This is a genomic window from Streptomyces sp. NBC_00510, from assembly GCA_036013505.1.
Taxonomy (GTDB): Bacteria; Actinomycetota; Actinomycetes; order Streptomycetales; family Streptomycetaceae; genus Actinacidiphila.
Window position 1 is genome coordinate 3,086,461 of sequence record CP107851.1, and the last position, 26,200, is coordinate 3,112,660.

Genomic DNA, 26,200 nt, shown 5'->3' on the forward strand with positions numbered 1-26,200 from the left:
GTCACAGCCGGGGGTCCACCGGCTCGGACTCCAGCGCCAGGACGGCGAAGACCGCCTCGTGCACGCGCCACAGCGGCTCGCCCGCGGCCAGCCGGTCCAGCGCCTCCAGGCCCAGCCCGTACTCGCGCAGCGCGAGGGAGCGCTTGTGGCCCAGGGCGCGGGAGCGGAGCCTGGCCAGCTGGTCGGGACGGGTGTACTCGGGACCGTAGATGATCCGCAGGTACTCCCGGCCGCGGCACTTGATGCCGGGCTGGACCAGCCGGTTGCCGTCCTCGGTGCGCACCAGGGCCTGGAGCGGCTTGACGACCATGCCCTCGCCGCCGGCGGAGGTCAGCTCCAGCCACCACTGCGTACCGGCCGCCACCGACTCCTCGTCGCGGGTGTCGACCAGCAGCCGGCGGGTCTCCTGGAGCAGTCCCGTCGGGTCGTTGGCGACCATGCGGTCGATGAGCGCCAGCTGCTCGTCGTGCGGGAGCGCGGCGAGGCTGCGGCCCTGGGCGGCCAGGATCTGGAACGGCGCGAGACGCACCCCGTCCAGGCCCTCGGTCGTCCAGCAGTAGCGCCGGTACGCCTCGGTGAAGGCGGCGGCGTCAGCGGACCGCCCGCGCTGCCGCTCCAGCAGGCCCGTCACGTCGGTGCCGCGCGCGGCGGCGTGCTCCAGGGCGGCGATCGCACCCGGGAAGACCGCGCCGGAGGCGGCGCCCACGGCGGCGTACTGCCTGCGCAGCAGGCCGGTGGCCTTCAGCGACCAGGGCAGCAGCTCGGCGTCGAGCAGCAGCCAGTCCGTGCCCAGCTCCTCCCAGAGCCCGGCGGCGGTGACCGAGGCCCTCAGCCGGTCGAGGACCTGCTCGGTGACGGCCGGGTCGTCGAAGAACGGACGGCCCGTGCGGGTGTGCAGGGCGCCCGTCACGCCGCCGGTCACCCCGAAGCGCTCGCCGGCCGTCTCCGCGTCGCGGCACACCAGCGCCACGGCGCGGGAGCCCATGTGCTTCTCCTCGCAGAGCACCTGGCCGATGCCGTCCGCGCGGTAGGCGGCGAACGCCTCGTGCGGGTGCTCCAGGTAACCCTCCCGTTGCGAGGTCGCGCACGGCGACATCGTCGGCGGCAGGTACATCAGCAGCCGCGGGTCGACCGCGAAGCGGCTCATGACCTCCAGCGCGGCGGCCGCGTTCTCCTCACGGACGGCGACCCGGCCGTGGTGCACGGTCTCCACGACACGGCGGCCGGCGACGTCGGCGAGGTCGAGCGGTCGCCCGTCCTGCCCACCCGGGGCCTCGCCGGCGAGCGGCTTGGCCGGCTCGTACCAGACCCGCTCGGCGGGGACGTCGACGATCTCGCGCTCGGGCCAGCGCAGGGCCGTCATCCGCCCGCCGAAGACGGCGCCGGTGTCGAGGCAGATCGTGTTGTTGATCCACGAGGTGCTCGGCACGGGTGTGTGGCCGTAGACGACGGCGGCGCGGCCGCGGTAGTCCTCGGCCCACGGGTAGCGCACGGGCAGGCCGAACTCGTCGGTCTCGCCGGTGGTGTCGCCGTACAGGGCGTGCGAGCGGACCCGGCCGGAGGTGCGGCCGTGGTACTTCTCGGGCAGGCCGGCGTGGCAGACGACCAGCTTGCCGCCGTCGAGGACGTAGTGGCTGACGAGTCCTTCGATGAACTCGCGCACCTGCTCGCGGAAGGCGGGGGCCTTCTCGTCCTCCTGCTCCATCTGCTCGATGGTCTCGGCGAGGCCGTGGGTGTGCTGGACCTTCTTGCCCTTCAGCCAGCGGCCCAGCTTGTTCTCGTGGTTGCCGGGCACGCACAGGGCGTCGCCGGCGGCGACCATGCCCATGACGCGGCGCAGCACGCCGGGGCTGTCGGGGCCACGGTCGACGAGGTCCCCCACGAAGACGGCCGTGCGGCCCTCGGGGTGCACGCCGTCGACGTAGCCCAGCTTGCCGAGCAGGGTCTCCAGCTCGGAGCTGCAGCCGTGGATGTCGCCGATGATGTCGAACGGGCCGGTGAGCTCGCGCTTGTCGTTGTAGCGGCGCTCCAGCACGACCTCGGCCGCCTCGACCTCCTCGGTGCCGCGCAGGACGTGCACCTTGCGGAAGCCCTCGCGCTCCAGCTGCCGCAGGGAGCGGCGCAGCTCGCGCTGCTGGCGCTGCACGACGTGCCGGGGCAGGTGGGCGCGGTCGGGACGGGACGCGTTCCGCTCGATGCAGACCTGCTCGGGGACGTCGAGGACGATCGCGATGGGCAGCACGTCGTACTCGCGGGCGAGCCGGACGAGCTGGCGGCGGCTCTCCTGCTGCACGCTGGTGGCGTCGACGACGGTGAGCCGGCCTGCGGCCAGCCGCTTGCCCGCGATGTAGTGCAGCACGTCGAAGGCGTCACCGCTGGCGCCCTGGTCGTTCTCGTCGTCGCTGACCAGGCCGCGGCAGAAGTCCGAGGAGATCACCTCGGTGGGCTTGAAGTGGCGCCGGGCGAAGGTCGACTTGCCGGAGCCGGTGGTACCGATCAGGACCACGAGGGAAAGGTCGGTCACCGGGAGGGTGTGCTTGCCGGTCATGCGGACGTGACCTCCTTCGCGGTCATCGTGAAAACTGCCATCTGGGTGGGCGGGCCGACCTCGGGGTCGTCGGGGCCGACGGGGACGAACCGCACGCCGTAGCCGTATCGTCCGGCGACCTGCTCCGCCCACGAGCGGAACTCCGCCCGCGTCCACTCGAAGCGGTGGTCCGCGTGCCGGGCGTGCCCGGCGGGCAGCGTCTCCCAGCGCACGTTGTACTCGACGTTCGGCGTGGTCACGACCACGGTCGCGGGTCGTGCCGCACCGAAGACGGCGTACTCCAGGGCGGGGAGCCGGGGCAGGTCGAGGTGCTCGACGACCTCGCTGAGCACCGCGGCGTCGTAGCCCTTGAGGCGGGCGTCGGTGTACGTCAGGGAACCCTGCACGAGCCGGACGCGGGAGGACTGCCGCTCGCCCATGCGGTCCAGCCGCAGTCGCCGCGCCGCCTCGCCCAGGGCCCGGGCCGATACGTCGACGCCGAGGATCTCGGTGAAGCGGACGTCCTTCAGCAACGCGCCGACCAGCTGGCCCTGACCGCAGCCGAGGTCGAGGACCCGGCTCGCCCCGGCGTCGCGCAGCTCCGCCAGGATCGCCTCGCGGCGCTGCACCGCCAGGGGCAGCGGCTTCTCCTCGGTGTCCACCTCCTCGTCGACGGCGTTGTCCAGCTCCTCGGCCTCGCTGTCGTCGGCCTCGGCGAGCCGGGCCAGTTCCAGCCGCTCCATGGCCTGCCGGGTCAGCGACCAGCGGCGGGCGAGGTAGCGGCTGGTGATCAGCCGCTGCTCCGGGTGGACGGCGAGCCATCCGTCGCCCATGCGCAGCAGCTTGTCGACCTCGTCGGGCGACACCCAGTAGTGCTTGGCGTCGTCCAGGACCGGGAGCAGCACGTACAGGTGCCGCAGGGCCTCGGACAGCCGCAGCTCCCCCTCCAGGGCCAGCCGCACGTAGCGCGACTCGCCCCACTCGGGGAACTGCTCGTCCAGCGCGACCGGTTCGGCCTCGACGGTCCAGCCCAGCGGCTCGAACAGCCGGCGGACGAGGGCGGCGCCGCCGCGCGCGGGCACGGCGGGGATCTCGATCCGCAGCGGCAGGGGCTGCGCGGCCCGCTCGGGGCGGGCGTCGCAGACGCCCCTCAGAGCGCTGGCGAACACCGTGCGGAGGGCGACCGCCAGCAGCGACGAGGCGGCGTACGGCCGGTCGTTGACGTAGTGCCCGAGAGCGGAGTCCGGGGCCCCGCCCCGGCCCTTGCCCTTGCCGCGCCGCACGAGCGCCACCGGATCGACCTCCAGCAGCAGCGCGGCCGTGCACCGTTGCTCGGACGCCACGGGGTAGAAGACGTGGGCGTCGCCGTAGGAGGTCGAGAAGACCTGGGCCTTCTCCGGATGCTTGTGCAGCAGGAAGCCGAGGTCCGTGGCGGGCATGCCGCCGCTGCCGGTGGTCGTTATCGTCAGGAACACCGCCTGAGTATCGCCTGCCCGTCCCCGCTCCGAACAGCGGTTTTCCCCGACTGTGGGGTGAGTGCGCAGGCGAGGGCGGATATCTGCGCGGGCCCGACCCGGCAGCATCCCCCGATGAGCCGGGCACCGGCCCGCTGCCAGCCGGACGCCAGTGCCGGGTCGAAGACGGAGCCGCCGCGCCAGTCCCGGGCCCGTTCGTCCCAGCTCTCGCCGCTGTTGGGGTAGACGACCACGGGAAGGTCCACGGTCGCCGCCGCCGTCTCGACCGCCCGGGCAGCGTCGGCCGGGTCGCAGCAGTTGACGCCGACGGCGATCACCGCGTCCGCGTCCGCCGCGATCCGGAACGCCTCCTCCAGCGGCTGACCCGCCCGGGTAGTCCCGCCGGCGACGGTGTAGCTCAGCCAGACCGGCACCCCGAGGTCGCCGACGATCCTCAGCAGCGCCTCCGCCTCATCGGTGTCCGGCACGGTCTCCAGCGCCAGGACGTCCGGACCGGCCTCGGCCAGCGTCTCGATCCTGGGCCGGTGGAAGCGCTCCAGTTCCGCCACGCTCAGCCCGTAGCGGCCCCGGTACTCGCTGCCGTCCGCGAGCATGGCGCCGTACGGTCCCACGGAGGCCGCCACCCATACGTCCTCGCGGTCGCGGGCGGCGGCACGGGCGAGGGCGACGCTGCGGCGCAGCAGGGCGGTCGCCTCCTGCCGTCCGATGCCGCGCGCGGCGAAGCCCTCGTAGGTCGCCTGGTAGCTGGAGGTGATGAGCACCCGCGCGCCCGCCCTTACGTAGGCGGTGTGCGCCGCCTCGATCTGCTCCGGCGCGTCGGCGAGCAGCCGGGCCGACCAGAGCGCGTCGGCCAGGTCGCAGCCCTGGTCGGCGAGCTGGTTGGACAGCCCGCCGTCGAGGACGACGGTGGACTCGGCGAGGGCTTGCGCCAGGGGCCGGTGGGGTGCGGGCATCGCGGGTGCTCCTTGCGGTGGTGTGCCGGGGTCAGCCGAGCTGCGACTGGACCTCGGAGGCGATCAGTTCCAGGTGCCCGAGGTCGCTCAGGTCCAGGATCTGCAGGTAGAAGCGGGTGGCACCGAGCTCGGCGTAGCGGCCGATCTTGTCGACGACCTCGGCAGGGGACCCGGCGAGGCCGTTGGCCTTGAGCTCGTCGACCTCGCGGCCGATGGTGGCGGCCCGGCGGGCGACCTCGGCGTCGTCCTTGCCGACGCACACGACGAGGGCGTTGGAGTAGACGATCTCGTCCTTGCCCCGGCCGTGCTCCTCGGCGGCCTCCCGCACCCGGGCGAACTGCTGGGCGGTGTCCTCCAGCGAACCGAACGGCAGGTTGAACTCGTCGGCGTAGCGGGCCGCGAGCCGTGGGGTGCGCCTGGCGCCGTGCCCACCGATGAGGACGGGGAGCTTGGCCTGGGCCGGCTTGGGCAGGGCGGGCGAGTTCTCCACCGTGTAGTGCGTGCCCTTGAAGTCGAAGGTCTCGCCCGTCGGGGTGCCCCACAGCCCGGTGACGATGGCGAGCTGCTCCTCCAGCCTGGCGAACTTCTCCTTCGGGAAGGGGATGCCGTACGCGGTGTGCTCGTCCGCGTACCACCCGGCGCCCAGGCCCAGCTCGACGCGACCGCCCGACATCTGGTCCACCTGCGCGACCTGGATGGCGAGCACACCGGGCAGCCGGAACGTGGCGGCCGTCATCAGGGTGCCGAGCCGGATCCGCTTCGTCTCGCGGGCGAGTCCGGCCAGGGTGATCCACGCGTCGGTCGGCCCCGGCAGACCGTCCGCGTCGCCCATCTTGAGGTAGTGGTCCGACCGGAAGAAGGCATCAAAGCCGAGCTCCTCGGTCGCCTTGGCGACGGAGAGCAGGGTGTCGTACGAGGCCCCTTGCTGGGGCTCGGTGAAGATTCGAAGATCCATGACTCCATCCTGCACCTCTCCGGTCCGAATCGATCGGCAACCTGTCGCGCGTGGCACCTTCCCGGGCCGGGGGCGACGGCACTCCGCCAACTCCGTTCACGCTCCGGCGGCTTACCGCTCATGCGCCCTCCCGCTGCCGCGCCTCGACCGCGCGCAAGAGCACACCCACCCGGTCCTTGGACTCGTCGGCGGCGTCCACCGCCTCGATGCACTGCCAGTACTCCGTCTCGCTCTCGGCGGCGCAGGCCACCGAGACCAGGGCCATGCCCAGCTCCGACAGCAGCTCGCGCAGTTCGCGCAAGGTCCCGGCCGGCTCGCGCACGTCGGTGAGCAGGGACGCCCGCAACGGCCCGGAGGCCACCCCCGGAGGTCCCGTGGCGCCGCACGCCCTGCCGCCCGCCTCGCAGACGGAGAAGCCTGGGGTGCGCAGCTCGGGCGCCCCGTGGAGGGCGAGGTGGCTGCCGACCGCCTCCGTCAGCGCCTGTACCTGCCAGGCCTCCGCCATCAGCTCACGCTCGGTCCCGCCGCTTCGCAGCGCCTCCCGCGTGGCCCGGATCAGCCGTACCGCGTCCATCACGACGCACCTCCGCCCCGTCTCCGCCCCGTCGATCCCGCTCCTCACTCAGAGTGACGGATCGTGACGCGAGGTGGAAGTGGCCGGTTCCCGCCTGTGGACAACCCGCTCACCCGCCCGTGCCAACGGGCGAACGCGCGGTTGACCGATGGACCGGTGAACCGACGGACCTGTGAATCGATCGGCGGCCCGGCGCGCGCACCCGCGACGCCCGCACCCGCGACGCACCGGCCGCCGCGCCTCAGTCCCCGGCCCCCGGCAGCGGGAAGCGCAGCTCGTTGCGGTCGATCTTGGCGGACAGCGCCTCGAGCACGTCGACACCGAGCACCTCGCAGAACTGCAGCAGGTACGCGAGCACGTCCGCCACCTCGTCCCGCACCCGGTGGGCGCTGTCGGGCTCCTCCATGACCCGTGCGGCCTGCTCGGGCGTGAGCCACTGGAAGATCTCCAGGAGCTCGGAGGCCTCGACGCTCAGGGCCACGGCCAGGTTCTTGGGCGTGTGGTACGGCTCCCAGCGCCGGGCGGCCGCGAAGGCGGCCAGCCTGCGCTGCAGCGCGTGCAGATCCTCGGTCACACCCGCAGGTCTACCCCATCGCCGCCGCGTGCTGCGCCGGGGCCTGCCCGGCCGGCGGGGCCCCGGCGTCCGGCGCATCCGGACCCGTCCCCTGGGCCGGCACCCGTTCCGGGTCGGCCGCGGCGCTCCCGAGGCGCAGCAGGTTGACCCCGTCCGCCCCCTCGGCCACCGAGGGGTCGTGCACCGTGCCGAGCAGCCTGATGTGGCCGCGCTCGGCGACCAGGGCGGCCAGCGCCAGCAACTGCCGCGTCTGCGCCCGGTCGAGACCGGCGTCCAGTCCGTCCGCCAGGACCGTGAGCACCTGCACGGCGTCCGGCACCTCGGCGCTGGTGTCCACCTCCAGCACGCCCGGCCCGGTGAGCAGCACCAGCGCCAGCGCGAGGAAGCGCAACTCCCCGTCGCCGAGCCGGTCCACCGGCACCAGCCCCAGCGGTCCCCGGTCGATGGCCGCCAGTACGGACTCCGCGTACGCCCCCGTCCCCGGCTCCCCCGCGGGGATCACCGTCAGTCCCTCGACGGGCGGGCTGCACACCGCCCGCAGGGCACCGACCAGCGCCGCGTGCCGCGTACGGCACTCGCCCTGGGTGCGGCGCAGCACCGCCGAGAGGTTGTCGCAGCCGCCGCGGAGCAGGCCGTCCGCCACGCGCGCGGGTTCCCGCATCGCGTGCGGCCGGGGGTCGACGGGGAACGCCCCACGCAGCGCGAGCACCGTCTGCTCGGCGGCGGCGAGCACCAGCCGCTGCCCCTGCGTCGTCCCCGCGACGCGCAGCGGCAGCAGGGAGGTGGCCAGCCGGTCGTCGGGCAGCGGGGCCCGGGTCACCGGGACCAGCCCCGCCGTGTGCCAGGCCGCCTGGACCGTGCGCCGTCCCGGGTCGCGCAGCGCGGTGGCGAGCAGGGTCTCCCCGGCGCCGGTCAACCGCTCGCCGACGATGCGCAGTTCGGGTTCGGTCTGCACGGCGACGTCGAGCACGACGGGGCCGACCGCGCCGTCCACCGTGCACCCGATGCGGAATCCGCGCCGCCCCTCCGCGTCCGGCCGGGCCGCGTGGGGCACGCAGGCCGCCACTCCCCCGCGCACGCCGTCGAACGCCGTCGCCAGTTCCTCTCCCGCGGCGAGCCGGCCGAGCAGGCCGAGCCCCTCCAGGACGCTGGACTTGCCGGTCCCGCTCGCCCCGCCCAGCAGGGTGAGCGGCCCGAGCGGGAAGCTCGCGCCGCGATGCGACTTGAACGCGGAGAGCCGCAGTTCGGTGACGACCGGGCGGTCACGCTTCGTGCTCATGGACGCGAACGTAGCGGCGGCGCCCGGTGCCGAACCGTTCCGCCGGGCCGGTGGTCCTCCGAAAGTGGGTAAGCCCGGCGAGGCGAAGGTTAATGTGGCAGGGTGACCGGATACGTGGCGCTCCTGCGCGGGATCAACGTCGGGGCGACGACCAGGCTCCCGATGCAGGACCTGCGGCAGCTGCTGGAGGAGATCGGCGGCGCCTGCGTGCGCACCCATCTGCAGAGCGGCAACGCCCTGTTCGAGCACGAGCAGGCCGACCCGGGGAAGCTGGCGGACGCCCTGGAGGCGGCCATCGCCGCGGCGTTCGACGGGCGGAAGGTGCCGTGCGTCGTCCGCGAGGCGGCCGCGCTCGCCGGGGTCGTCGAGCGCAACCCGTTCGACATGACGGGCGTCGATCCCGCGCGCTTCCTGGTCACCTTCCTGTCCGGGCCGGTCGATCCGGACCGGATCGCCGGTCTCGACCCGGCCGACTTCGCGCCCGACGACTTCCGTCCCGGCGAGCGCGAGATCTACGTGCACTGCCCGGGCGGGGTGCAGAAGACCCGGCTCTCCCACGCGCTGTGGGAGAAGCGCCTGGGTCTGACGGCCACGGCCCGCAACTGGAACACCGTGACCCGCCTGGCGGCGATGGCCGCGGAGTGACGGGGCGGGGCCGGCGCGCGCCCCGTCACCCCCTCCCGCTCAGCCCAGGCCCCAGCCCGTCCCGAGCCGGTACGCCGCGCAGAGGTTGACGTCGAGCATGTAGGCGGCGGCCGTGCCGCACTGGGCCGCCCCGCTGCCCGGGTCGACGGGCTGGCCGTGTCCCATGCCCGTGATGCTGTACGTCTCGACGACGGCGGCGCCGGAGGCGTCCTTGTACGTCCGGTGCGGGAAGCCCGCCACGGTGTCGGAGACGTCGGCGGTCTGGTCGGCGCCGTGCACGTCCGTCCACTGCCGTACGAGGTCGTCCATGTTGACGGGCTTGACCGTGTAGTCGGCGGTGCCCTGGAAGACGGTCAGCCGCGGCCACGGGCCCGCGTGCCCGGGGAAGGCGGCGCGGACCCGGGCCCCCCACTGCGCGGGGGTCTGCGTCGCGCCGACGTACATGCACACGTACGGCGAACCCGCCGCCTGCGCGCAGCCGTACGGCAGCCCGGCGACCACGCCGCCCGCGGCGTACACGTCGGGATAGGCCGCCATCATCACCGCGGTCATCGCGCCGCCCGCGGAGAGCCCGGTGACGTACACCCGGGCCGGATCCCCGCCGGCGTCCGCGATCTGGCGGTCGGTCATCTGCCGGATGGAGGCGGCCTCGCCCTGGCCGCGCGCGATGTCGCCGGTCTGGAACCAGTTGAAGCACTGGCTGAGGTTGTTGGCCGAGGTCTGCCCGGGCAGCACCACGGAGAAGCCCCAGCGGTCCGCCAGGGCGGTCCAGCCGCTCTGGGCGCCGTACCCCTGGGCGTTCTGGGTGCAGCCGTGGAGGGCGACGACGACCGGCCGGCCCTGCGGCAGCCCGGCGGGGACGTAACGGTACATCCGCAGCGCGCCCGGGTTGCTGCCGAAGCCCGTCACCTCCTCGATCGCGCCGGCGGCGTGGGCGGGACGGACGGGGACGAGCGCGGCGAGGAGCGCCACGAGGACGGCGAGCAGGGCGGCACGCGGGCGGCCCCGGTGGAGTGCGGCTCTGAGTAAGGTCATGCGCCGGACGGTAGGAGCGGTGCGGCGCCCGCGACATGGCCCGGGGCACCACATCGCGGGCGCCGCGCGTGGTGCCCCGGACCGCTCAGTCCCGCCGGTGCCCGGGCAGCGCCGGGGGCTCGCCGCGGACCTCCCGCCAGTGGTCGAAGGCGTACTCCAGGACGCCCTCGCCGCTGGTCAGGGAGGGCAGTCGGCGTTCCAGGGCGTGCACCTGCGCCGCGGGGACGTCGCCCTCGACGACGTACGACGCACCTTGAGGCGCCGAGGTGCGCGGTACCGCGCGCAACCGGGCGAGGACGGGCAGCACCCGGGCGTAGGCCTGCTCGGGGAGGTCGAGGGTGAAGCGGTGGACCGGCTCGCAGACGACCGTGCCCGCCCGTTCCAGCGCGCGCATCAGCACCACCGGGGTGAGGCCCCGGAAGTCGCCCGCGGTGCTCGACATGCTCTTGTCGAACACCGCGTGCGCGTGGCTCTGCCGCGCGGCGTAACCCGAGTGCGTCATGGTGACCGTGCAGTCGACGACCCGCCAGCCGTACAGGCCGTGCCGCAGCGTCTCGGTGACGGTCTCCTCGACGGCCCGGATGAACGCGTAGGGCATGGAGCCGAGTTCGACCTCCAGCCCGAACGCCACCCCGCTGCCCGCCGGTGCCGGGTCGACGCGCAGTCCCACGGTCGCCAGGAAGGGGTTGGAGGCGGTGTGGATGACCTCGGCGGCCGCGCCCGTGCCCACCGGCCGCTCGATGTGGATCGTCGTGGTCTCCTCGAAGGTCACCTCGACGCCGAAGTCGTCCGCCAGCGTCGCCTGTACGACCTCCTTCTGCACCTCCCCGTAGAGGGAGACGGCGATCTCCTGCCGCACGTCGTCCAGCCGCAGGTCGATCAGCGGGTCCTGTTCGGCGAGCCGGGTGAGCGCCACGTGCAGCGCGCCCGCGTCCGCCGGCCGGCGGGGCACGACGACCGTCTCCAGCGTGGGCGGCGCGAAGTGCCGGTCCGCGCCGGGGGCCGTACGGTGCGGCTCGCCGATCGCGTCGCCGACGCGGATCCCGCCGAGCCCCCAGAGCCTGCCGATCTGCCCCGCGGAGACCGCCTCCCCGGGCGTGTCCACGCCGCGCTCGAACACGCTGACCGCGGTGACCTTGCCCTCCTCCCCGGCACCGTGCGTCAGGCGGTCGCGTACGCGGACGGTCCCCGAGAACATCCGTACGTGGGCGATCTTCTCGCCCGCGGGGCCGCGTTCGATCTTGAAGACGGTGCCGGAGACCGGGCCGTCCGCGCTGCCCGCGGCGACGGGGAGCAGTTCCGCGACCCCCTGGACCAGGGCGTCCACCCCGGCGCCGGTGACGGCCGAGCCGAAGTACACCGGATGGACCAGCGCCCCGCGCGTCTGGGCGGCGAGGGCCGCCCGCAGCCGCGGGTGGGACGGCGCCGTCCCGTCCGCGACGTAGCCGGCCAGGAGTTCCTCGTCCCGCACGGACAGGACGTCCAGCAGCCGGGTGGCGAACCCGGTGTCGTCCGGACCGTACGGCGTGGAGCGCGCGTCCCGGGTGCCGAGGCCCTCGACGCGGCCCATGGCCACGCAGGCCGGGCTGAGCCGCTCCGCGACGGCGCGCAGCACTTCGGCGTCCCGGGCGCCGGAACGGTCCGTCTTGTTGACGAAGAGCAGGGTGGGGATGCGCAGCCGGCGCAGCGTCCGCATCAGCACGCGGGTCTGCGCCTGCACGCCCTCCACCGCCGACACCACGAGCACGGCGCCGTCGAGGACGCCGAGCGCCCGTTCCACCTCCGCGATGAAGTCCGGGTGGCCGGGGGTGTCGATGAGGTTGACGGTGATGTCGTCGCCGATCGCGAACGAGGCGACGGCGGACCTGATGGTGATGCCCCGCGCCCGTTCCAGGGCCAGGGTGTCGGTCTGGGTGCTGCCGTCGTCGACGCTGCCGAGCGTGTCGATGACGCCGGCGGTGTGCAGCAGCCGCTCGGTCAGGCTGGTCTTCCCGGCGTCAACATGCGCCAGGATCCCCAGGTTGAGCACGTGCATGGAATGCCATGTCCTCCGAATAGGCGATGAATTCGGGCTGGGTGGACATGTGCAGTCCCCGCATGATCACGACTCCCCGGTGGATGGCCTGTGGTCCTGGCAGTGCAGCAGAGGCCGCCGGCCGGGGCAACCGGATTACCCCCGGCCGCCGGCCGGCCGGCGGCACCCGGGCGGCTCAGGGGACGAGGACCATGCGGAAGCGCGCGGCGCCGGACATCATGCGGGCGAACGCCTCGTTGACCTCCTCCAGCGGCACCGTCTCGGTCATCGGGCGGATCCCCGCGAGCGCGCTGAAGTTCATCGTGTGCTCGACGTCGCGCGAGGTGCCGGAGGGGTGGCCGACGACCGAACGGGACGACAGGATCAGCTGGGCCGGGGTGATCGGCAGCGGCTCGGAGTCGATCCCGATGACGATCAGCTGGCCGCGCGGCTGGAGACCCTCGACACCGGCCGCCATGGCCTGGGAGTTGGAGGCCGTGGCGAGCACCGCGGTGGCCCCGCCGAGGGCCTGGAGTTCCTTGGCCGGGTCGTTGGCGGAACTGTCGATGTAGTGGTGGGCGCCGAGCTCCATCGCCAGGGCCCGCTTGTCCTCCCCTCGCGCGACGGCGACCGTCTCGAAGCCGAACTTGGCCGCGTACTGCACCGCCAGGTGGCCGAGGCCGCCGATGCCGATCACCGCGACGAGGTCGCCGGGCCGGGCGGAGCTCTTCTTGAAGGCGTTGTACGTGGTGACGCCGGCGCAGCCGAGGGGGGCGGCATCGACCGCGGTCAGCCCGTCGGGGATCCGGGCCAGCGCGTTGACCGGCGCGACCATGTGCGTGGCGTAGCCGCCCTCGTACGCCCAGCCGGGCACCTGCAGGTTCCGGCAGTCGATGAAGTCGCCCTCGCGGCAGGGCGGGCAGTGCCCGCAGTGCCCGCCGAACCAGCCGACCTCCACGCGGTCGCCCACCGTCCAGTGCCGCACGCCCTCACCGAGGGCGTCGATGCGCCCGGCGACCTCGTGGCCGGCGACCAGGGGGAAGGTGATGTGGGGGAAGGCGTTGTGCACGAAGCCGGCGTCACTGTGGCAGACGCCCGACGCCTCGACGGCGATCCGGACGTGGCCGGGGCCGGGCTCCGGCAGCGCGCGCTCGACGATTTCGAATGGTCCGCCCGGTTCTGCGACCTGGGCCACCCGCATGGAGTTCATGGCCGTCCGGTGTGTGAGGGGTTGCGGCGCGTAGCGCCCTTCCCACCCATCGTGACCCCGGGGGCGTGATTTCTCGCGCCGAACACCGGTCGCCGGGCCGCCGGGCGGGGAGCGTAGGCTGCGCCCAGCCGACCGAGGGATCATCGTGAAACTACCCGCCGACCTGCTCGACCTGCTGCACCGCCCGAGCCTGTGCTTCCTGGCGACCACCATGCCGGACGGCTCGCCGCAGCTGACCCAGACGTGGGTCGACACGGACGGCGAGCGTGTGCTCGTCAACAGTGTCCAGAGCCATGTGAAGACGCGGAACATCGCGCGGGACCCGCGGGTGGCCGTCGCCGTCTCCGATCCGGACGACCCGTCCCGCTACTTCCAGGTCCGCGGGCGCGTGCGCGAGGTGACCACGGAGGGCGCGGCCGACCACATCGAGAAGCTCTCGCACCGGTACACCGGCGGCCCCTACCCCTGGTACGGCGGCCGTGACCAGGTGCGCGTGGTCTTCGTGATCGAGGCCGAGAGCATCAGCGGCACGGCGTGACCGCAGCGGGTCCGCGACCGCGGCAGGCGGCCGCGGACCCCGGCCCGTTCAGCCCGTGGCGCCGGGCACGCGCTCGATGACGGCGGCCAGGTCCGTCCCGGCCGGGAGGGTGCCGAAGGCCAGGCCCCGGTCGCCGGCCAGGCGGGAGGCGCAGAAGGCGTCCGCGACCGGTGCCGGCGCGTACCGGACGAGCAGCGAACCCTGCAGCACCAGCGCCAGGCGCTCGACCAGACGGCGGGCCCGCAGCGGGGCGTCCTCGGTGGGCACCAGTTCCCCGCGCACCTGGCGCCACGCCTCGTCGAGGCGGGCGTCGCCGCCCGAGGCGGCCTCGACCTCGGCGCGGAAGGCCTCGAGGGAGTCCGGCTCACGGGTCAGGGCGCGCAGCACGTCGAGGGCGTTGACGTTGCCCGAGCCCTCCCAGATGCCGTTCAGCGGGGCCTCGCGGTAGAGCCGGGGCATGCCGGAGGCCTCGTCGTAGCCGTTGCCGCCCAGGCACTCCAGGGCCTCCGCGACCGCCGCGGGCTGCCGCTTGCACACCCAGTACTTGCCGACCGCGGTGGCCAGCCGCAGGAAGGCCCGCTCCTGCGCGTCCCCGCGGCGGGCCCGGTCGACCGCTCCGGCGACGCGCAGCGCGAGGGTGGTGGCGGCCTCGGACTCCAGGCCCAGGTCGGCGATGACGTTGCGCATCAGGGGCTGGTCGATCAGCCGGGCTCCGAACACCGAGCGGTGGCGCGCGTGGTGGGCGGCCTGCGCGAGCGCGGCACGGGTGCCGGAGGCGGAGCCGAGGATGCAGTCCAGCCGCGTCATGGTGACCATCTCGATGATCGTCCGTACGCCCTGGCCCTCGGGACCGACCAGCCAGGCCACGGTGTCGTCGAACTCGGGCTCGCTGCTGGCGTTGCTGCGGTTGCCGAGCTTGTCCTTCAGCCGCTGGATGCGGAAGGTGTTGCGGCTGCCGTCCGGCAGCACCCTGGGCACCAGGAAGCAGGACAGGCCCGCGGGGGCCTGGGCCAGCACGAGGAACAGGTCGTTCATGGGCGCGCTGGTGAACCACTTGTGCCCGCGCAGCCGCCAGGTGCCGTCCGGCTGCTCGACGGCGGTGGTGGTGTTCGCCCGTACGTCGGTGCCGCCCTGCTTCTCGGTCATCCCCATGCCCGCCAGGAGCCCGCGCTTGCCGGCGGGGGCGCGCAGTCCGGGGTCGTAGACGCGGCTGGTGAGCAGCGGCTCGTACACCGCCGCCAGGTCCGGCGCGGCACGCAGCGCGGGGACGACGGCGTAGGTCATGGACACCGGGCAGCCGTGGCCGGCCTCGGCGGTGCTCCACACCATGAAGCCGGCCGCGCGGGCCACGTGCGCGCCGGGCCGGTCGTCGGCCCAGGGTGCGCCGGCGAGGCCCTCGGCGAGGGCGACCTCCATGAGCGCGTGGTAGGAGGGGTGGAAGTCCACCTCGTCGACGCGGTTGCCGTACCGGTCGTGGGTGCGCAGCACCGGCTCGTACCGGTTGGCCTCCTCGGCCCAGCGCTGCACCTGCTCCGATCCGGCGAGCCGGCCCAGCCGGTGCAGGTCGTCGACGTACCAGCCGGCTCCCTCGCGGCGTACGCCCTCCAGCAGCACGTCGTCGTCGGCGACGTCGTGGCCGACCAGCGGCGGGGCCTGGTTGGTCACCTCGTGCGTGCGCGCGGTGGGGTTGCTGCGCGGCGCGGCATCTGCGATCGCGGTCATGGCAGTCGGGCCCTTCGTGGTCGTGGGGAGTCAGACGGCGGGCGCGGCGCCCGCGCAGCGCAGGGACATCGCCACCAGTTCGGTGACGAGGTGGTCCGCGGCGGCGCCCTCGGCCGGGGCGGACAGCGGGTCCACCAGGACCTCGCCGATGGCCCCGGTCAGCGCCGCCGCGGTGACCTCGGGGTCCTGGGCGGGGAGGAGCCCGGCGGCCATCCCCTCGCGGATCACCTCGGCGAAGACGGTGCGGTAGCGGCGCCGGAAGTCCAGCCGCGCCGCGCCCAGGGCCGGTTCCGCGGGGGCCGCGAGCAGGGCGTGGGCCAGTCCCCGGTTCTCCATGGCTCGGCGGGCGAAGACGGTGACCCCCAGGGTCAGCCGCTGCACCGGGTCGCCGGCGCCGTCGCGGAGCACCTCTCCGAGCACCTCGACCTCGCGGCCCGAGGCCCGGCGGAAGACCTCGACCGCGAGCGCGCCCTTGGACGCGAAGTGCTGGTACACCGTGCCCACGGACATGCCGGCCGCGGCCGCCACCGCGGTGACGGAGGCGTTCGCCCAGCCCACGTCGGCGACGACGGCCGTGGCCCGCGCCACCAGGTGCTCCCTGGCGGCGGTCAGGCGGTCCTGCTCCGCGGGGGTCTTCCGGTAGGCCATGGCAACAAGTGAAGCACCGTTCAGAGCTTCGAGCCACCCCTCGGTCGGCAGCGCCGCCCGCGGAGCCGGGCGAACGCGTGCGACCGGCCCCACGACCGGCGGATCCTCACCACGACCACGGACCATGCACGGGCGGGAGCGCATCGCGAAGCTCCGGCAGTGGACCGGGAACCGCACGAGCGGCTCGCGCCGGAACTCGGAGCAGCCCTGCGACGGGACCCGCAACCGCTGCCGCACATCGCGTGGTTGTTGCCCGATCTGCACGTTCCGCCCACTCCAGGGCCGCCCCGCACTCCACGTGGCGTGTCGCCGGGAAGACGTGCAACCGATCCCCGCGGGGTAAACCCAAAGATCAGGCCATGTTTTCGGGCTTCCCGGCCAGGCTTTGCGAGTCGATAAGCGTCACAGGGGAGTCACGAATTCCGATCATGCTCGCCCCGCGCTTCGAGCACCGGTTGTTCTCGGCCACACTTTCTCCATCAACGCCTGGGCCGACATCGCGGCATGCACCGGGGCCTTGAGGCGGTCGCGACCGGCCTTGGACACACCGCCGCACTCCGGCAAGATCAACCAGTGCACCTCAGCGGGGAGTTGCCGCTGGAGCGCGCTGTGGCGCGAAGGCATCCATAGGCGGTCGGCGCTCGATGGATCCAGCCTCAAAGCTTGAGCACAAATTACACACATTCACTCTTCATACCGGCGCCGATGGTCTAGATTGACCTTGCTTCAGCCGTTCGGGCACGAGGCGACCACTAATGATCTACAGGTTCGGCGCTACGGAAAGCCAGCAGTCGCGTACCCGGCGCCAGACGTGGGGGTGATCAGTTCTTGGAGCCCGAGAAGGGGCCTTGGGTGCGGGGAGCCCCGAGGTTTCGACGGGTTCCGGCACACCTCGAGGGTCCGGCGGAACCGGCACGTCAGCTTCCGCCAGGGTGGGTTGTTCAAGTGACTCCGAAATAACCGGGAGTTCACGCGCGGGGGGCGGGGGCCTCCCGAGGGGAGGAACGGTGCGGGAGGCGGGGGCCTCCCGGGGGGAGGGACCGTGTTGGGCGAACACGTCGAACCACTGGGGACCTGGGGGGTTCTGTGCGGCATGGGGGACTAGTCAGCCCGTTTCCGTCGGCACGCGAGCATCTGGGGAACGGCGCGGTCAGCCGGCCCGCAATCGAATGGGAGCAGCGGTACCGCCGTGCCGTGATCACCAGCGATACGGTGGCCACCGCCTTCGTGGTGGCCGCGATCGGCGGCTTCTTCGGGGTCCGGGACGCGGCCAACTGGCATGAGAAGTGGGGGATGCTCGCCTTCGGCACCGAGCTGCTGGTGCTGGGGACGCTTGCGGTGAGCCGGTCGTGGGCTCCGGCCGTGCTCGGCCAGGGCGCCGAGGAGTTCCGCCGGCTCGGACGCTCACTGTGCACGGCGGCCGTCGTGCTGGCGCTCGGCGGGGTCGCCGTCACCTCGCGCAACATCAAGCTCTGGATCTTCGTCGCGATCCCGGCGATCGCACTCGTCACCATGACCGAGCGGTACCTGCTGCGCCTGTGGCTGCACAAACAGCGGAAGGAAGGGCGGTGCCTGCGACCGGTGCTCGCTGCCGGGAGCCCGGCCACCGTGCGCGACCTGATCACCCGGATCCGCAAGTTCCCGCACCTCGGCTGGCAGGTGGAGGCGGTGTGCACGGCGGACACTCCCGGGCTCGACGGTGACCACGTGGACGGGGTGCCGGTCGTCGGCCGACTGACCGACGTCGCGGGCCACGTCCGCCGCAACGGCTACCGAGTCGTCGCGGTCACACCGGACCCGCACTGGTCACCGGACCGGCTGCAGCGGCTTGCCTGGAACCTCGAGGGCAGCGATGCCGAGATGGTCGTGGCCCCCGTGCTGATGGAGGTGGCCGGCCCGCGGCTGCACGTCGATGCGGTGCTGGGGATACCGCTGCTGCGGCTCAGCATGCCGACCTTCACCGGGGGCCGCCGCGCGGTCAAGGAGGTCGTCGACCGGCTGGGCGCGGCGGTCCTGCTGATGCTGTTCGCGCCGCTGATGGTGTTCGTCGGGCTGCTCGTGCTGGCGGACAGTCCGGGTGGGGCGTTCTACCGCCAGCGCAGGGTCGGCAAGGACGGTCGCGAGTTCACCATATTCAAGTTCCGCACCATGGTCTCCGGGGCCGACAGGGCACGTGCCGAGCTGGCCGACCGCAACGAAGGTGCCGGCCTGCTGTTCAAGCTCCGCCGGGATCCGCGGGTGACCCGGGTGGGAGCGGTGCTGCGCCGGTACTCGATCGACGAGCTCCCGCAGCTTTTCAACGTGCTCACCGGCTCGATGTCGCTCGTCGGTCCGCGGCCTCCGTTGCCGGAGGAGTCCGCCGCGTACGGCCCGGACATCCGGCGACGGCTGCTGGTCAAGCCCGGGCTCACCGGCCTGTGGCAGATCAGCGGACGCAGCGACCTGCCGTGGGACGAGGCGGTCCGGCTGGACCTGCGGTACGTGGAGGACTGGTCGCTCGCCCTGGACACGGTGATCTTGTGGAAGACGCTGCGTGCGGTGCTCCACGGGCAGGGGGCCTACTGATGCGCGGAGGTCGTCGTCCGGCCGGCGCGAGGATCGCAGGCCGGGAGAGCCTGCCTGGGGGGAGGAACGGGTCATGAGAGTCAGCGTTTTCGGGCTCGGCTACGTGGGCTGCGTGTCGGCCGCGTGCCTGGCCAGCATGGGTCACCAGGTCATCGGGGTGGACGTGAACCCGGTGAAGGTCGACCTGGTCAACGACGGCAAGGCCCCGGTGGTCGAGGAGCGGATCGGCGAGCTCACCGCCGAGGTCGTGCGGACCGGAGCGTTGCGCGCCACCGGCGACGTCCGCGAGGCGATCATGGGCAGCGAGGTGTCACTGATCTGCGTGGGCACACCGTCGGAGCCCAACGGCAGCCTGTGCACCACGTACTTGGAGCGGGTCACCGAGCAGATCGGCGCCGCGCTGGCCGAGCGGGGTGGGCGGCACACCGTCGTGTTCCGCAGCACCATGCTCCCGGGCACCTGCCTGAACCTGCTGGTGCCGATCCTGGAGAAGTACCTCGGCGGCACGGCCGGGGTGGACATCGGAGTCGCGGTCAACCCGGAGTTCCTGCGCGAGGGCACGAGCGTGCGGGACTTCTTCGACCCGCCCAAGACCGTCATCGGCGAGCTCGATGCGGCGAGCGGCGACGTGGTGGCGGCGCTGTACGACGGCCTGCCCGGCGAGGTGTTCCGGGTACCGGTGCCGACGGCCGAGGCGATCAAATACGCGGACAACGCGTTCCACGGCCTCAAGATCGGCTTCGCGAACGAACTGGGCGCGGTGTGCCAGGCGCTCGGGGTGGACTCGCACCAGGTGATGGACGTGTTCCTGGCCGACCGCAAGCTGAACATCAGCCCCGCCTACCTGCGGCCCGGCTTCGCCTTCGGCGGCTCCTGCCTGCCCAAGGACCTGCGCAGCCTGGTCCACGCCGCGCAGCGGGCCGACGTCTCGGTGCCCATCCTCGCCAACGTGCTGACCTCCAACTCCGAACATCTGCAGCGCGCGGTGGAGCTGGTCGAGCGCACCGGCAAGCGCCGGGTGGGCCTGTTCGGGCTGTCCTTCAAACCCGGCACCGACGACCTCCGCGAGAGCCCGCTCGTCGAGCTGGCGGAGAGGCTCTTCGGCAAGGGGTACGACCTGCGCATCCACGACGCCAACGTGAGCCTCTCCCGGCTGATGGGCGCGAACCGCGAGTACATCGAGACCCGGCTGCCGCACCTGGCGCAGCTGCTCGGGGACTCCGTCGGCGAGGTGCTCGAGCACGCCGAGGTGGTCCTGGTCGGGACCAGGGATCCTGCCGTGCTGTCGGCGCTGCCGCATGGCGACGGCCCGGTGATCGTCGACCTCATCCGCCTTCCCGACGCCGAGGCGCGCCGGGCCGAACCGGGGTACATAGGCCTTGCTTGGTGACACGACCAGCGGCGACCGGCCGGACCGGCGCGCGCTGATCCTGGTGGAGAACCTGTCGGTCCCGTTCGACCGGCGGGTGTGGCAGGAGTGCACGACGCTGCGCGACGCGGGCTGGGAGGTGCACGTCATCTGTCCCCGGGGGAGCAAGCGGGACACGGAGCCGGAGGCGGAGATCGACGGGGTGCGGATCCACCGCTACCCGTTGCGCGCGGCCACCGGAGGGCCGGCCGGCTACCTCAGCGAGTACGGATCGGCGCTGTGGCATACGTTCCGGCTGGCCCGCAAGGTCGGCCCGGTCGACGTGGTCCACGCCTGCAACCCGCCCGACCTGCTGTTCCTGCCGGCACTGTGGCTGAAGCGGCGCGGCGCGCGGTTCGTCTTCGACCAGCACGACCTGGTACCCGAGCTGTACCTGTCCCGGTTCGACCGCGGAAAGGACCTCCTCTACCGCGCCGTGTGCGCGCTGGAACGGCGGACCTACCGGGCCGCGGACGTCGTGCTCGCCACGAACGAGAGCTACCGGGACGTGGCGCTGCGCCGTGGCGGCAAGCGGCCGGAGGACGTCTTCGTGGTGCGCAGCGCGCCCGACGTCGACCGTTTCCACCCGGTACCGCCCGAGCCGGAGCTGAAGCGCGGCAAGCCTCATCTGCTGTGCTACCTCGGTGTCATGGGCCCGCAGGACGGCGTCGACTACGCCTTGCGGGCCCTGGCGAAGCTGCGCGACGAGCTCGGGCGGAGCGACTGGCATGCGGTGTTCGTCGGCGCCGGGGACGCCTTCGACGCGATGGTGGAGCTGTCCCGGCGGCTCGGGCTCTCGGACCAGGTGCAGTTCACCGGGCGCATTCCGGACGCCGACCTGGTGCGCTACCTGTCGACCGCGGACGTGTGCCTCTCCCCCGACCCGCGCAATCCGCTCAACGACGTGTCGACCATGAACAAGGTCCTGGAGTACATGGTGATGGGGCGGCCGATCGTCTCGTTCGACCTCCGGGAGGCACGCGTCTCCGCCGGTGACGCGGCCGTCTACGCGCCCGCCAACGACGAGGCCGAATTCGCGGGGCTCATCGCACTGCTGCTGGACGATCCGGAGGAGCGGGCCCGGATGGGCAAGATCGGCCAGGAGCGGATCACCGGGCAGCTCTCCTGGCGCACCTCGCAGCGGTCGCTCCTCGCCGCCTACGCCGCTGCCTGCCGTGACCGGGCTCCGGCGTCGGCGGGCGACCCGGTCACGACAGAGAAAAGGCCGCCCCGTTGAGCGATGACACGATGCGCCTGGCCATGATCGGGCGGATGATCCGTCGGCGCTGGCGGCTGCTCGCCGTCCTCGCCGTGGTGGGCGGGCTCGTCGGCTACGGCGCCTCCTTGCTGTTCCCACCGCGGTACACGACGTCGGCATCGGTACTGCTGCCGGGGGCGTGGGAGGAGCGCGAGCTGCTGACCCAGTCGGAGATCGCGACCAGTTCGGTGGTGCTCGACCGGTCGGCCGCCACGCTCGACTGGGCCGGGGTCGGCGGCGCCGAGCTGCGGGACCGGGTGAGCGCCAAGGCCACCGCCGGGAACATCATCAAGATCTCGGGTACGGCCGACACCCCGGAGCGCGCGCAGCGGCTCTCCGACGAGGTGGCCCGGCAGTACGTCACCTTCGCCGCACGGGTCGTGGGCGACAACACCGATCCCGAGGCGTCGGCGAAGCCCGAGGCGCTGCGGGAGCTGATGGAGCAGACCAGCCGCCGCATCACCGACCTGGCCAAGGCGGCCGATCCGGGCCGGACCGTGGAGAGCGTGCAGGCCCGCACCGAGCTCGAGAAACTGCGCACGACGCTGGAGCAGGCCATGGACAAGCTGGACCAGACCGATCCGGCGACCAACAAGGCCAACATGGTCGTCATGGGGGCGGCGGCCCGGCCGATCGGCGAGGCACCACCGACCAGGACGCAGTTCATCGTCACCGGGGCGCTGCTGTTCCTCCTGTTCGCGGTCATCGGTCATCTCGCCGCCGCACGGATGAGTCGCCGGCCGCGCACCGAGCCGGAGATCGCCGCGGCGCTGGGCTCGGCGCTGCTGGGTACCGTCGACGTACCTGATGGACGGCGCGCGCACCGGCCGGAAGGCCGTGGCGCGCGGATTCGGATCCGCCGGCTGCTGGGTGTCGACACCCGGTGGGACGTGCCGGCCCTGCACGCGTCCGGTGACGAGGCCAGCAGGAAGATCCGCTACGGCCGGGTGTGCGCTCGGCTCCGGGACCAGCTGCCGGCCCCCCGGCGGCTGCTGGTGGTCGTCCCGGACGGCGACGGGACCGCCCGCCGGGCCGCCGAACAACTCGTCGCCGAGGCCGGGAGCGATCCGCTGCTGCGGGTGGTGGGGGTTTCGGTGTCCCGGCCGTTGGTGCCGGACCGCGACACCGAGTCCGGTGTCCTGATCGTGCTCAGCGCGGGCAGCTGGACGGCAGGGGAGCTCGCCGGCATCGGCGAGGCATGTGCGGACGCCCGGCATACGGTCGTCGGCATCGTCGTCGCCGGCGGGGTCAGGGACCGTCGGACACGGTCTGCCGCCCCTCCTCCGGATGGCGCCACGCCGGCGATCGCGGTTGGCGTCGACGCGATGGGAGGTTCGGTGTGACGACGAGCACGACTTCGCAGTCGTCGGCAGCCGCTCCGCTGCTGGACCTGCAGGCGCTGGTGGTGGCGGTACGCAGGCGCCGCCGCCTGTGGTGTTCCGTGGCGCTGCTGGGGTTGCTGGTCGGCGCGGGGGCCGCGGTCCTGCTGCCGCCGCAGCCGACCGCGGTGACCACGGTGCTGGTCGCCCATCAGGCGGACCAGCCGAACGACCCCGGAACGCTGATCCGCACCGACGCCGCGCTGCTGGAGACCACGCAGATCGCCGGTGAGGCCCTGCGGTCGCTGAAGTCCTCGGAAGACCCGGAACACTTCATGCGGGACTACCGGGGCATCGGTTTGACCAACAACCTGCTGCAGATCAACGTGACGGCTGACAGCGACGCGGAAGCCATGGCCCGCGCCAAAGCACTGGCCGACGCCTTCGTCACGGACCATGTGAAGCGGATACAGAAGGCCGCGAACGCCGAGGCCAAGACCCTGCTCGACCAGCGTGACCGCATGCGGGACGAACTCGCCCAGGTCAACAAGGCGATCGGGGAAGGGCCGCCGGAGAGCGACCCGAACGCGTCGGCGAACCTCGAGTCGCTCTTCGCCCGCCGGGCCGAACTCACCTCGCGGATCGCCGATTTCGACCAGCGCGCCGCGGAGGCGGGCGTCGGCACGCCCCAGCTCATCGCCGGCACGCAGATCGTGGACGCCCCGCGCGCGGTGCAGCACTCCCTGCCCGAGGCCGCCGCCACCAACTCCGCGATCGGACTCGGCCTCGGGCTCGCGCTCGGGCTCGCGCTGGCCGCGGTCGGCGCGGTGGTGGCGGACCGCCCCGTGCTGCGCCGGGAGATCGCGGCGAACCTGGGCGCCTCGGTCATCGCGGAGCTGCGCCGCACGCCCCGCCGCCGGTCGGCCGGGCGGTGGCAGCGCCGACGGACCCGGGCGGCACGCGAACGGCTCACCGCGACCCTGGCCCGCACCGTACGCGGCTCCGCGGAGCCGGTGTCGCTGCTGGAACTGGGCTGCGCACGCGGCGCGAGCGTGATCGCCCTGGACCTCGCCGGCGCACTGGCGGCGGAGGGGCCCGTGGTGATCATCGATGGTCTGCCCGGCCGGCAGCTCGCCAACCGCCGCCGGAAATCGGGAGACCCGGCCGTGGTCGGCGGCGAGCGTGCCGCGACCGTGTCGCACGAGGTGCGCCGGCTCGGCGTCGGCTCGGTCGCGCCCGGCACGGCGTGGACCGACCTCCAGTACCTCGGTACCCAGACGGTGCTCGTCGTGCGTGCCGGGCACGGCAGCGCCGCATGGCTGCACACCGTGGCGCGGCAGCTCGCGGACCTGCGCATCCCGGTGATCGGTGTGGTGCTGATCGACCCCGATCCGCGTGACCGGACCGACGGCACGCTGTGGGACGGGCTGCACACCGCGCTGCGCGGCCACAACGAACGGCTGGCCCGGCAGAGCGGGACGGGCCAGCCGCGGCCGAAGCAGCCGTCGTGGGCCGCACGGGTCCCGGACAGCGACCAGGAGGCGCGCTAGACATGTGTGGCATCGCAGGAACGTACCGATGGCCGGACGGGAAGGCCGTGGCCGACCGGCTCACCGACACCCTCGCCCACCGCGGTCCGGACGGGGCGGGCCGGTACAGCCATCCCGTCGGTGACGGCGAAGTGCACCTCGGGCACCGCCGGCTGGCCATCATCGACCTGTCCGAGACCGGCGCCCAGCCGATGGTCTCCGGCGGCCTCGTCCTGACGTACAACGGCGAGCTGTACAACGCGCCCGAGCTGCGTGCCGAGCTGGCGGCCGCCGGGGTGCGCTTCCGCGGTACCTCCGACACCGAGGTCCTGCTGGAGGCCTGGCGACGCTGGGGCACGGACTGCCTGCCCCGGCTGCGCGGCATGTTCGCGTTCGGGATCTTCGACGAGCGAACCGGTGAACTGGTGCTCGCCCGCGACCAGCTCGGCATCAAGCCGCTGTTCCTGCTCCGGCGCGGCGAGGGTCTGGTGTTCGCCTCCGAGCTCAAGGCGCTCGCCGCCGTGACCGACGGGTCGCTGCAGGTGGACCCCGCGGCGCTGGTGGCCTCGCTGCTGTACTACTGGGTGCCGGACTCGCGGTGCGCGTTCCGCGAAGCGGAGAAGCTGCCGCCGGGGACCTGGCTGCGGTGCCGGCCCGACGGCCGCGTGGAGCGCGGCCGGTTCTGGAACCTGAAGGACGTCGCCACCGAGGGACGGGAGCGGGCCCTGAGCGGCGAGCAGCCGGACATCGCCGCCGTCGTCGAGGAGTCGACCCGGCGCCACCTGCTCTCCGACGTACCCGTGGCGACCTTCCTGTCCGGCGGGCTGGACTCGAGCTACCTGACCGCGCTGGCGGCCCGCGACCGCCCCGGGATCTCCGCTTACACGATCGGGTTCCGCGCCGAGGACGCCAAGTTCGAGGCGATGCCGGACGACCTGCGTTACGCCCGGCAGGTGGCCGGGCGGTTCGGCGTCGACCTGCACGAGATCGAGATCGCTCCGAACGTGCTCGACCTGCTGCCGCAGATGACCCACCACCTGGACGAGCCGATCGGCGACCCCGCCGCGATCAACACGTTCCTGATCTGCTCGGCCGCCCGGGAGGCCGGGGTCAAGGTGATGCTCTCGGGGATGGGCGCCGACGAGCTGTTCGCCGGTTACCGCAAGCACCTGGCCAACATGATCGCGCTGCGCTACCAGCGCGTCCCGCGGCCCGTGCGGCGCGGTCTGTCCGCGGCCGTGGACCGGCTGCCGGTCGCAACGGCCCGCCGGGGGTACCGTTCGGTGCGCTTCGCGAAGCGGTTCCTGTCCTTCGCCGATCTGCCGGAGGAGACCGCGTTCCGGCGCAGCTACACCATGTACGACCAGGACGAGCTGCTCGCCCTGGTCGATCCGGACCTGGCCGGGTCGGTCGAGGACGTGCTGACCGAGCACGCGGACGTCTACCAGGACAACGACCTGGACGACTTCGTCAACCGCATGTGCCTGGGCGACGCCCGGATGTTCCTGCCGGGCCTGAACCTCACCTACACGGACCGGTCGAGCATGGCCGCCTCGACCGAGGTGCGGGTGCCGTACGTGGACGTCGAGGTGGTCAGGGCGGCGTTCGCCGTGCCCGGCGACCGCAAGATCGTCGGACGGCAGGGCAAGGCCGTCCTCAAGGAGGCGGCCACCTCGATCCTGCCCCGGGAGATCGTGTACCGGCCCAAGGGCCTGTTCAGCGCCCCGCTGCGCGCATGGATGAGCCGGGACCTGGCACCGCTGGTGCGCGAGGTGGTGAACGACGGCGTGCTCGTCAGTTCCGGGTTCCTGCGCCGCGACGCGCTGGCCCGCATGGTCGCCGAGGACGCCGCCGGACAGCGGGACTTCTCCAAGCATCTGTGGCATGTACTGACCCTCGAGTACTGGTACCGCGACGCGACCTCCGGGTCCGGCCAGGACGCTCGCTCGGCGGCGTAGAAGACGGCGTAGAA

At 73.0% G+C, this 26,200-nt stretch carries 20 protein-coding genes; 8 read left to right on the forward strand and 12 right to left on the reverse strand.

Features of this window, described 5'->3' with window-relative positions; all coding sequences use genetic code 11:
- Position 1: 1 nt before the first annotated feature.
- The 7 genes from OG937_13600 to OG937_13630 form a co-directional block, all read right to left on the reverse strand.
- Positions 2-2,548 carry a polynucleotide kinase-phosphatase gene (locus tag OG937_13600; GenBank protein ID WUD72651.1) on the reverse strand — a complete coding sequence of 849 codons (2,547 nt, stop codon included), beginning with the start codon at positions 2,546-2,548 and terminating at the stop codon, positions 2-4.
- Positions 2,545-4,002: a 3' terminal RNA ribose 2'-O-methyltransferase Hen1 gene (locus OG937_13605; GenBank protein ID WUD72652.1), complete on the reverse strand. Its 1,458-nt coding sequence runs from the start codon at positions 4,000-4,002 to the stop codon at positions 2,545-2,547. The genes OG937_13600 and OG937_13605 overlap by 4 nt, the downstream gene beginning before the upstream one ends.
- Entirely contained in the window at positions 3,993-4,955 is a 963-nt protein-coding gene (gene mmuM / locus OG937_13610) for a homocysteine S-methyltransferase (protein WUD72653.1), read from the reverse strand. Before mmuM ends, OG937_13605 begins: the two co-directional genes overlap by 10 nt.
- 31 nt (positions 4,956-4,986) lie before the next feature.
- Entirely contained in the window at positions 4,987-5,910 is a 924-nt protein-coding gene (locus OG937_13615; protein ID WUD72654.1) for an LLM class F420-dependent oxidoreductase, read from the reverse strand.
- Between the two features lie 118 nt (positions 5,911-6,028).
- Positions 6,029-6,484 carry a DUF6099 family protein gene (locus tag OG937_13620; protein ID WUD72655.1) on the reverse strand — a complete coding sequence of 152 codons (456 nt, stop codon included), beginning with the start codon at positions 6,482-6,484 and terminating at the stop codon, positions 6,029-6,031.
- A gap of 241 nt (positions 6,485-6,725) precedes the next feature.
- On the reverse strand, positions 6,726-7,058 hold the full coding sequence (locus OG937_13625) for a nucleotide pyrophosphohydrolase (protein ID WUD72656.1): 333 nt from the start codon (positions 7,056-7,058) through the stop codon (positions 6,726-6,728).
- Between the two features lie 10 nt (positions 7,059-7,068).
- Positions 7,069-8,337: an ATP-binding protein gene (locus tag OG937_13630; GenBank protein ID WUD72657.1), complete on the reverse strand. Its 1,269-nt coding sequence runs from the start codon at positions 8,335-8,337 to the stop codon at positions 7,069-7,071.
- A gap of 102 nt (positions 8,338-8,439) precedes the next feature.
- Here OG937_13630 and OG937_13635 point away from each other — a divergent pair, with 102 nt between their 5' ends.
- Entirely contained in the window at positions 8,440-8,982 is a 543-nt protein-coding gene (locus OG937_13635; protein ID WUD72658.1) for a DUF1697 domain-containing protein, read from the forward strand.
- Between the two features lie 39 nt (positions 8,983-9,021).
- Here the strand turns inward: OG937_13635 and OG937_13640 are convergent, their stop codons facing one another.
- The 3 genes from OG937_13640 to OG937_13650 form a co-directional block, all read right to left on the reverse strand.
- On the reverse strand, positions 9,022-10,017 hold the full coding sequence (locus OG937_13640; GenBank protein ID WUD72659.1) for a PHB depolymerase family esterase: 996 nt from the start codon (positions 10,015-10,017) through the stop codon (positions 9,022-9,024).
- Positions 10,018-10,102: 85 nt separating this feature from the next.
- The gene (locus OG937_13645; GenBank protein WUD72660.1) at positions 10,103-12,052 is read right to left on the reverse strand and encodes a TetM/TetW/TetO/TetS family tetracycline resistance ribosomal protection protein; all 1,950 of its coding nucleotides are present in this window, start codon (positions 12,050-12,052) and stop codon (positions 10,103-10,105) included.
- Between the two features lie 175 nt (positions 12,053-12,227).
- On the reverse strand, positions 12,228-13,241 hold the full coding sequence (locus OG937_13650) for an alcohol dehydrogenase (protein WUD72661.1): 1,014 nt from the start codon (positions 13,239-13,241) through the stop codon (positions 12,228-12,230).
- 145 nt (positions 13,242-13,386) lie between these two features.
- Between OG937_13650 and OG937_13655 the strand changes: the two genes are divergently transcribed.
- The gene (locus OG937_13655; protein ID WUD72662.1) at positions 13,387-13,779 is read left to right on the forward strand and encodes a PPOX class F420-dependent oxidoreductase; all 393 of its coding nucleotides are present in this window, start codon (positions 13,387-13,389) and stop codon (positions 13,777-13,779) included.
- Between the two features lie 48 nt (positions 13,780-13,827).
- On the opposite strand, the gene OG937_13660 is transcribed toward OG937_13655, so the two are convergent.
- Together OG937_13660 and OG937_13665 are read right to left on the reverse strand one after the other, a co-directional pair.
- Positions 13,828-15,501, reverse strand: coding sequence for an acyl-CoA dehydrogenase family protein (locus OG937_13660; protein ID WUD72663.1), 1,674 nt, complete (start codon positions 15,499-15,501; stop codon positions 13,828-13,830).
- Between the two features lie 30 nt (positions 15,502-15,531).
- On the reverse strand, positions 15,532-16,149 hold the full coding sequence (locus OG937_13665) for a TetR/AcrR family transcriptional regulator (protein ID WUD72664.1): 618 nt from the start codon (positions 16,147-16,149) through the stop codon (positions 15,532-15,534).
- Between the two features lie 1,086 nt (positions 16,150-17,235).
- Here OG937_13665 and OG937_13670 point away from each other — a divergent pair.
- From OG937_13670 to asnB, 6 genes are all read left to right on the forward strand, one after another.
- Positions 17,236-18,714: a sugar transferase gene (locus OG937_13670; protein ID WUD72665.1), complete on the forward strand. Its 1,479-nt coding sequence runs from the start codon at positions 17,236-17,238 to the stop codon at positions 18,712-18,714.
- 73 nt (positions 18,715-18,787) lie between these two features.
- Entirely contained in the window at positions 18,788-20,104 is a 1,317-nt protein-coding gene (locus OG937_13675; protein WUD72666.1) for a nucleotide sugar dehydrogenase, read from the forward strand.
- Positions 20,094-21,359 (forward strand): glycosyltransferase family 4 protein, encoded by a 1,266-nt coding sequence (locus tag OG937_13680; protein WUD72667.1) that lies wholly within the window; start codon positions 20,094-20,096, stop codon positions 21,357-21,359. Before OG937_13675 ends, OG937_13680 begins: the two co-directional genes overlap by 11 nt.
- Positions 21,356-22,723 (forward strand): polysaccharide biosynthesis protein, encoded by a 1,368-nt coding sequence (locus tag OG937_13685; GenBank protein WUD72668.1) that lies wholly within the window; start codon positions 21,356-21,358, stop codon positions 22,721-22,723. Before OG937_13680 ends, OG937_13685 begins: the two co-directional genes overlap by 4 nt.
- Positions 22,720-24,249 carry a Wzz/FepE/Etk N-terminal domain-containing protein gene (locus tag OG937_13690; protein ID WUD72669.1) on the forward strand — a complete coding sequence of 510 codons (1,530 nt, stop codon included), beginning with the start codon at positions 22,720-22,722 and terminating at the stop codon, positions 24,247-24,249. The genes OG937_13685 and OG937_13690 overlap by 4 nt, the downstream gene beginning before the upstream one ends.
- A gap of 2 nt (positions 24,250-24,251) precedes the next feature.
- The gene (asnB, locus tag OG937_13695) at positions 24,252-26,186 is read left to right on the forward strand and encodes an asparagine synthase (glutamine-hydrolyzing) (GenBank protein WUD72670.1); all 1,935 of its coding nucleotides are present in this window, start codon (positions 24,252-24,254) and stop codon (positions 26,184-26,186) included.
- The last annotated feature ends 14 nt before the right edge of the window (positions 26,187-26,200 follow it).